This window comes from Terriglobales bacterium (genome assembly GCA_035454605.1).
Classification (GTDB): domain Bacteria; phylum Acidobacteriota; class Terriglobia; order Terriglobales; family Acidobacteriaceae; genus DATMAB01.
In genome coordinates, this window is record DATIGQ010000143.1 from 1 (window position 1) to 7743 (window position 7743).

Genomic DNA, 7743 nt, shown 5'->3' on the forward strand with positions numbered 1-7743 from the left:
ATCGAAGAAGAACTTGGCGCGGCCGCTCAGCACGTAGTAGATCTCGTCTTCGCTGTGTGGCTTCTGCTTGTCCTCAGCCCCGGCGGGTAGCGCGTAAACGCCCGCGCTCATGGCGTCGGTGCGCAGGAATTCGCGATACGCCCGGCCGCCCTTGGCCTGTGCTTCCATCAGTTCCTTGGCGTGAAAGACCAGCATCGTCCCTCTCCGTGGAATGTGAGTGTCACACGAGACTCAAGCAGGAAGCAAGTGCCGCCCGCCGCCCGTTTCTCGCCGACCCCCCCTTTATCGCACAACGAAGATGGGGTATCCTGCCTGCGCTTTTCGGGCCCCTGTATGTTGGACTGGCTGAAGAAACTGCTCCGCGTTCCCCAGCCGTCCGGTCCGGCTGTAACCCTGCGGAATTTCGCCCTCACCGACCGCCTGGTTTCCACCGACAGCGTCACCCTCGAAGCGGAGGCCTGGAAGCTCGAAGCCACCGGCGGCCGCACCTTCCTGCTTTTTCAGGTGCCGCAGCCGGGCGTGGACCAGTGCATGCTCACCTACCGCGTGCAGATGAAGACTTCGGCCGTCCGCGACGGTGTCTACCTGGAGATGTGGTGCGTGTTCGGCGGGAATGAATACTTCTCCAAGGGCCTCCATCACAAGGCCAAAGGCACGAACGATTGGGCTTCGTACCAGACTCCGTTCTATTTGAAGCAGGGTCAGTTCCCCGACCTGATCAAACTGAACCTTGTTTTCGAAGGCCCCGGCACGGTGTGGCTGAAGGACATTGAGCTGCTGAAAACGCCGCTGGCATAGAACTGCTTTCACGGTCCGGCTGTCCTGCTGTAATCTGAATCGCCTCGTTCCACAGGCGCCCAACATGGAACGCCCCCTCGAACAAGTCCTCGCCGAATACGACGACAAGGCGCCGCTCGCCCAGGCCTGGACCATCCCCGGCTCCTGGTACACGGATTCGCGCGTGGCCGAGCTGGAGCGTCGCATGGTCTTCGGCCGAACCTGGCAGATGGTCGGCCGCGCGGAGCAGGTGGCACAGCCCGGGCAATTCATCACCGCGGAAGTCGGCGGCGAGCCCGTGGTCGTCGTGCGCGGCGAAGACCACGTCTTGCGCGCCTTCTACAACGTCTGCCGTCACCACGCCGCCGCCGTAATGACCGAGCCTGCGGGCTCGTGCACTCTTATGCGCTGTCCCTACCATGCCTGGACTTACGGCTTGGATGGATCGCTCAAAGGTGCGCCGGATTTTGCCGGAGTCGCCGACTTCGATCGCGCGCAAAACGGCCTGGTGCCCATTCGCGTCGAAGCCTGGGAGCAGTTCGTGTTCGTCAATCTGGACGCGCAAGCCGCCGGCCTCACCGACTCTCTCGGTGGCCTCGCGGCCCGAGTGGCTCCGCTCAACCTGGGCTCGCTACATTTCGTCGAGCGTCGCGTGTTCCCGCTGCAGTGCAACTGGAAAGTCTTCGTGGATAACTACCTCGACGGCGGCTACCACGTTCCCCATCTGCACAAGGGGCTGAACAGCGTTTTGGATTACGCCGGCTACACCATCGAATGCGATGACCGCTATTGCCTGCAGTCCTCGCCCATCAGCGCCGAGGGAGGCGAGGCCGCCACGGCTGCCGTCCGCCAGGGCGAAGCGCTCTACTTCTGGCTCTATCCCAACCTGATGCTGAACTGGTACGAAGGCTATCTCGATACCAACCTCGTCCTGCCGCTGGGTATTGACCGCTGCCAGGTGATCTTCGACTTCTACTTTGCCGATGTCAGCGAGAACGCAGCTGAGTACAACCGCAAGAGTATCGAGGTAAGCCAGCGCGTCCAGGACGAAGACCACGCCATCTGCGAATCCGTACAGCGCGGGCTGAACTCACGCGCCTACCGCGCGGGCCGCCTCTCCGTCCGCCGCGAAGCCGGCGAACATCTGTTTCACAGGTTGTTGGCGAGAGACCTCAGAAGCGGGCTGGAGCGAGAACGCGCCGCAGCAGACTAGAGAGCCTTTGACGTTTGGGATCGCGACGCCCTCACCACCGAGGCACAGAGACACCGGCAACAACCAACTCGCAACCCTAGATTCTCTCTGTGTCTCCGTGTCTCGGTGGTGAAATCAACTCCGCAGGTCTTTCAATATCTCCCGCGCCGCATTCGCCCCCGAGCCGCCCGTCAGTCCCGTGCCCGGATGCGTCCCCGAGCCGCACAGGTAGAGGCCGCGGATCGGCGTGCGGTAGCGCGCCCAGCCCAGCAGAGGCCGCATGGTGAAGATCTGGTCCAGCGCCAGGTCGCCGTGGAAGATGTGCCCGCCGCTCAGGCCGTAGGTCTGCTCCAGGTCGAGCGGCGTGATCACTTCCCCGCCCACGACCAGCGAGGCCAAGCCGGGCGCGTAGCGCTCCAGCGTCTCCAGGACCACGCGGCCTAGTTCTTCGCGCCGGTTGTTCCAGTCTCCGTTCTTCAGCTTGTAGGGCGCGAACTGCATGGTCACGCTCATGACGTGCTTGCCGGCGGGCGCGAGCGACGGATCCGAGAGTGAAGGAATCATGACGTCCAGGTAGGGCTCCGGCGAGAACTCGCCGTACTTGGAGGCGTCGAAGGCGCGTTCCAGGTAGTCGATCTCCGGACCGATGTGAATCCGTCCGGCCAGCATGTTGTCGCTGCCGTCGCCCAGGCCGGCGACAGTCGTGAACGCCGGCAGGCCGGACAAGGCCAGGTTCACTTTGGCCGTGACTCCCGGAGAGCGATAACTCTCCATGCGCAGGATGAAGCTGGGAGTGAGATGCACCGCATCGATCAGAGCCAGGAAGGTACGTCTTGGGTCGGCGCTGGAAATCACCTTCTGCGCCGCGACCTCTTCCCCGTTGGCCAGCGCGACGCCGGTGGCTACGCCGTCTTTCACCAGAATCTGCGCGACTTCCGCGCCGGTGCGGATCTGCGCGCCCGCCTGCTGTGCCGCCGCGGCCATCGCCTGCGTAAGCGCGCCCATGCCGCCGCTCGCGAAACAGGCCGGCCCGGCCGGATGCGGATCGCCCGCGGCGCGCAACAGCAGCAACCCTCCCGTCCCTGCCGACCAGGGTCCGGCAAAGCTCCCGAAGATTCCACGGGCTGCGATGGCAGCACGCAGCAACTCGGTTTCGAAAAACTCGGCAACCAGATCGGCCGCCGCCATCGGCATCCAGCGCAGCAGGCGGTAGAGGTCCTTGTCGCCCAGCTTGCGCAGGTCGCGTCCCGTGTGCAGCAGTCCCCACAGGTCCCCGGAGGTGGGATTCTCGATCTCCGGCGGCGTCGAATGCAGCAATTTCCCAAGGAATCCGCCCAATTGCTCCAGCGCCTGCCGGAATCTCGGATACGCAGCTGCGTCTTTGGTCGAGAGCGCGGCGATCTGCCGCACCGTGCGTGCCGTGTCCTCGAAAAACGCCAGGGCTCGGCCATCGGGCGCCGGCGCAAACAGGCGCGGATCGGGACGGATCATCTTCACGCCGTGGCGCTCAAGCTGCATGTCGCGCACCACTTCCGGGCGCAGCGGCCCGGCGGCATGAGCGAGGGTGGAGCAGCGGAATCCGGGATGGAACTCTTCCGTCACTGCGGCGCCGCCCGGCACGGCGCGGCGCTCCAGCACCAAGGGCTTGCGTCCCGCTCGTGCCAGGTAGAAGGCGGTGACCAGGGCGTTGTGCCCGCCGCCCACGATCACGATGTCGCGCACGTTGGCGATGACCTGGCTACCTGCCTTTCCCGTCTTTCAGGATTTCCAGCGCCGCCAGCCGCCCGGGCGCGCCCATGATGCCGCCTCCGGGGTGCGTGGCCGAACCACACATGTACAGGTTCGCGATCGGCGTGCGGTACTGCGCCCAGCCCGGCACCGGACGCAGGAAGAAAAGCTGTTCCAGCGACAACTCGCCCTGGAAGATGTTGCCCTCGGTCAGCCCCCACTCGCGCTCCAGATCGAGCGGCGTGACCACTTGCCGGTGCAGGATGATGTTCTTCAGATTGGGCGCGTGCTCGGCGATGGTCTCCACAACCGTGTCGCCGAAGGCTTCCCGCTCCTTGTCCCAGTCGCCATTGAGCTTGTAGGGCGCGTACTGCACGAAGCACGACATCACGTGCTTGCCCGGCGGCGCCAGCGATGGATCGGTAAGACTGGGGATGACGATATCGACATACGGACGCCGCGAGTAGCGGCCGTACTTGGCGTCGTCGTAGGCGCGCTCCATGTACTCCACGCTGGGCGAGATGGATATGGCGCCGCGCAGGTGCAAGCCCGGGCCGGGCATGCAGGTGAAGTTCGGCAGCGCATCCAGCGCCATGTTCACCTTGCCCGAGGAGCCGCGGAACTTGTAACGGTTCACTTCCTCCAGGAACTCGTCGGGCAGGTTGCCGCGCTCGATCATCTTCACGAACGTCAGCCGCGGATCGACGCTCGAGGAAACCACGTCGGCGTGGAACTCGTCCCCGTTTTCCAGCGCCACTCCCGTGGCTTTCCCTTCCCGCACCAGGATGCGGGCGATCGGCGCTTCCGTCCGTATCTCCACTCCCGCTTCGCGCGCCGCGGCAGCGATCGAATTCGAGATGGCGCCGGTGCCGCCGCGCGCGAATCCCCAGGAGCGGAAGGCGCCGTCAATCTCGCCCATGTAGTGGTGCAGCAGCACATAGGCCGTCCCCGGCGAGCGCACTCCCAGGAACGTCCCGATGATGCCCGAGGCCGACATGGTCGCCTTCAGCACGTCGGTCTCGAACCACTGGTCCAGAAAATCCACGGCGCTCATGGTCATCAGGCGCACGTGCAGGTACTTCTCTTCTTCCGGCAGCGCCTTGAAGCGCTTGCCCAGGAACAGCAGCTTGCTCAGCTCCTTCCACGCCAGCTTGGTGGGATCGGGCGGCGTCATGCCCAGGATGGGTTTCACGAATCGGCAGAGCTGCACCATTTGCTTGCCGAACTCTTCGTACGCTTCCGCATCCAGGCGCGAGTGGCGCGCGATCTCGCGGCGCGTCTTGGCGTGGTCGTTCACGCGCCACAGGTGGTCGCCGTTGGGCATGGGTGTGAAGGTACCGTCCAGCGGCAGGATTTCCAGGCCGTGCCGAGGCAGGTCGAGGTCGCGGATGATCTCCGGCCGCAGCAGTGACACCACGTAGGAACACACCGAGAACTTGAAGCCGGGAAAGACTTCCTCGGTACAGGCGGCGCCGCCCAGCACGTGCCGACGCTCCAGCAGCAGAACTTTCCTGCCGCCTTTGGCCAGATAAGCGGCGTTGACCAGGCCGTTGTGGCCTCCGCCGATGACGATGGCATCGTATTTCTGGGACATGGAGTGTGCGACAGCACGCCCTGCGGGGCGCGCGCCCCGGAAGGAAACAGTCATTCTAAAGGCGCGGTCCGGGGTTTGTCTTGCCCGCTCGATCACCGCCAGCGGCGCGCCAACCCACCGGATGGAACTCTTGGATGCGGGTGACTCCACCTGCGCCCGACCGCTATAATCCGCCTTCGGCTCGCAGCAGGAGAGTCACCTTGCCCATCGGAACCGCCTTCCACGAACGGACCCTCGCGCTCTGCGAGAGCCTGAACTACCGCGAGTGGTCCGGCTACTACACCGTCAGCTCCTACGAGACGCATCACGAGCACGAGTACAACGCCATCCGCAACTCCGTGGCGCTCATTGATATCTCTCCGCTCTACAAGTATCTCGTCACCGGGCGCGACGCCACGCGTCTGGTGAACCGCATCATCGCGCGCGACATCCACAAGGTCGCCGTCGGCCAGGTGATCTACTGTTGCTGGTGCGACGAGCAGGGCAAGGTGATCGATGACGGCACCATCACCCGCCTGGAAGCCAACGCGTACCGCTGGACCGCTGCCGACCCCAGCCTGCGCTGGTTCCGCCAGAACGCGCTGGGCATGCAGGTGGAGGTCGAGGAGATCTCCGAGCAAGTCGCGGCCCTGGCAGTACAAGGTCCGGCCTCGGGACGTCTGCTCAAGAAGATTACTCAAGCCGACATCGAGAACCTCAAATATTTCCGCATGACGCGCGGCGCGATCGCGAGCGTTCCGGTGGACATCTCCCGCACCGGCTACACCGGTGACCTCGGCTACGAGATCTGGATGCCCTGGGAGAGCGCCCTCACCGTCTGGGACGCCATCACCGAGGCCGGCCGGGAATTCGACCTGCATCCCGCCGGCATGCTGGCGCTCGACGTGGCGCGCATCGAGGCCGGCCTGCTGCTTATCGAAGTGGACTACACCAGCAGCCGCAGGGCCATGATCGACGCGCAGAAGTTCACACCCTACGAGATCGGCCTGGGCAAAATGGTGCATCTCGACAAGCAGGACCCGTTCATCGGACAGAAGGCGCTGATTGAGGAGCATAAGCGCGGCCCCGCCCGCCAGCTCGTTGGCCTGGAGATCCACTGGACCGAGGTGGAAGAGCTCTACGAATCCGTGGGTCTCGCGCCACAGGCGCCCGCGCAGGCTTCGCGCGTGCACGTTCCCGTCTATCAGCACGGCAAGCAAGTGGGCAAGGCGACTTCCACCACGTGGTCGCCGACGCTCAAGAAGATGATCGCCCTGGCCAGCGTGGCGACGCCGCAAGCCGCCGCCGGCACGCTGCTCGAACTCGAACTCACCGTGGAAGCTGTCCGTTACACCGTGGGCGCCACCGTGGTGCCGCTTCCCTTCTTCAGCCCCAAGCGCAAGACGGCCACGCCGCTCTCCAAGATCGATCCCTTCGCCGAGTAGCCGCAGCCATGCTCTCGCAACGTCTCGCTTCGCTCCAGCCCGTGGGCATCTTGGTGATGCGCGTGGTGCTGGGCGGTATCGTGCTCGTGTACACAGTCAAGCGCCTCTCCGGCGGCCTGGCTGCGTTCAGCTCGGTCCTGACTCCTCTTGGATTACCGAACTGGCTGGCACCGGCTGCCTCCTGGGTAGAACTCCTTGCGGCGGCGATGCTCGTTATCGGATTGCAAACGCGCGTCGCAGCGGCCATCATTCTCGTCTTCATGGGCATCGGAATCCGCATTCACTTCCGCGAGGGCCTGGCCGGGTATGATGCGTATCTCTCGCATGCCACGCTGGCGCTGGCGCTGGTCTTCTTTGGCGCGGGCCCCTGGTCGATTGACAACAAGTCGCGTCCTGCAACCGGCCGCCGCAGGTAGGAAGGAACCGTGCGTACTCTACTCGACGCCCTCCGCAATAAGGTCCTCCTTGCCTACGTTGCGATATACGCCGCCGCGCTCTGGCAACTGAGCCGTCAGCCGGACTTCGAGCCCGCGGAAGCCATCGCCGTACTGGCAATCGTTGGCGTCCTGTTTTCCCTGCTGGCGCTACTGTTCACGCGCAAGGTGGAAGCCCTGCCGCTGGCTGTGCGGTCGCCGGGAGCGGAACTCGCCGTGCTCCTCCTGTGGATGTTGCCTCTGGCGGCGTTCCTGGTATGGGGACTCGGCGCATTGCGTAGCTCATTTCCCAACGAACCTGCACAATCCCTCGCCATCGCGGCCGCCAAGCTTGCAATGGTCGTCGTGATTCCCGGCCTCATACTCCTTCGGGGCTGGCACTACAAGGTGAGCGAGCTCGCGCCGGTGGGAGTCCGTTGGAAGCAGATCAAACCGGCGTTGTGGATGTCGCTCGCCGGCCTCCTCATGCAGGGCGTGCTGGGACGAGGCCTGCGCGACCTGAGCCAGGCCCAGGTTCCCATCTGGATGGCGGTGGTTGCGGTACCGCTGGCTTTGGTTTGGCTCGCCCTTGAAGTCGGGCTGGTAGAAGAGTTC

The 7743-nt window shown here is 64.5% G+C and carries 8 protein-coding genes; 5 read left to right on the top strand and 3 right to left on the bottom strand.

Going from position 1 to position 7743, the window contains the following annotated elements:
• Positions 1 to 195: hypothetical protein (locus VLE48_10345; GenBank protein ID HSA93400.1), on the bottom strand; the 195-nt coding region annotated here is incomplete at its 3' end.
• A 138-nt stretch (positions 196 to 333) separates the two neighbouring features.
• Between VLE48_10345 and VLE48_10350 the strand changes: the two genes are divergently transcribed.
• On the top strand, positions 334 to 798 hold the full coding sequence (locus VLE48_10350; protein ID HSA93401.1) for a hypothetical protein: 465 nt from the start codon (positions 334 to 336) through the stop codon (positions 796 to 798).
• A gap of 64 nt (positions 799 to 862) precedes the next feature.
• Entirely contained in the window at positions 863 to 1990 is a 1128-nt protein-coding gene (locus VLE48_10355) for an aromatic ring-hydroxylating dioxygenase subunit alpha (protein HSA93402.1), read from the top strand.
• A gap of 114 nt (positions 1991 to 2104) precedes the next feature.
• On the opposite strand, the gene VLE48_10360 is transcribed toward VLE48_10355, so the two are convergent.
• Together VLE48_10360 and VLE48_10365 are read right to left on the bottom strand one after the other, a co-directional pair.
• Positions 2105 to 3691 (bottom strand): NAD(P)/FAD-dependent oxidoreductase, encoded by a 1587-nt coding sequence (locus tag VLE48_10360; GenBank protein HSA93403.1) that lies wholly within the window; start codon positions 3689 to 3691, stop codon positions 2105 to 2107.
• Positions 3692 to 3707: 16 nt separating this feature from the next.
• Positions 3708 to 5291 carry an NAD(P)/FAD-dependent oxidoreductase gene (locus tag VLE48_10365; GenBank protein ID HSA93404.1) on the bottom strand — a complete coding sequence of 528 codons (1584 nt, stop codon included), beginning with the start codon at positions 5289 to 5291 and terminating at the stop codon, positions 3708 to 3710.
• A 200-nt stretch (positions 5292 to 5491) separates the two neighbouring features.
• Here VLE48_10365 and VLE48_10370 point away from each other — a divergent pair, with 200 nt between their 5' ends.
• From VLE48_10370 to VLE48_10380, 3 genes are all read left to right on the top strand, one after another.
• Positions 5492 to 6715 carry an aminomethyltransferase family protein gene (locus VLE48_10370; protein HSA93405.1) on the top strand — a complete coding sequence of 408 codons (1224 nt, stop codon included), beginning with the start codon at positions 5492 to 5494 and terminating at the stop codon, positions 6713 to 6715.
• A gap of 8 nt (positions 6716 to 6723) precedes the next feature.
• Entirely contained in the window at positions 6724 to 7131 is a 408-nt protein-coding gene (locus VLE48_10375) for a DoxX family protein (protein HSA93406.1), read from the top strand.
• Between the two features lie 9 nt (positions 7132 to 7140).
• Positions 7141 to 7743 (top strand): hypothetical protein (locus VLE48_10380; protein ID HSA93407.1); only part of this gene is annotated, 603 nt, incomplete at its 3' end.

Bases quoted from the DNA above. Each gene is read 5' to 3' on its own strand.
- VLE48_10350 (HSA93401.1), top strand. From the start codon at position 334: ATGTTGGACTGGCTGAAGAAACTGCTCCGCGTTCCCCAGCCGTCCGGT.
- VLE48_10355 (HSA93402.1), top strand. From the start codon at position 863: ATGGAACGCCCCCTCGAACAAGTCCTCGCCGAATACGACGACAAGGCG.
- VLE48_10365 (HSA93404.1), bottom strand. From the start codon at position 5,291: ATGTCCCAGAAATACGATGCCATCGTCATCGGCGGAGGCCACAACGGC.
- VLE48_10375 (HSA93406.1), top strand. From the start codon at position 6,724: ATGCTCTCGCAACGTCTCGCTTCGCTCCAGCCCGTGGGCATCTTGGTG.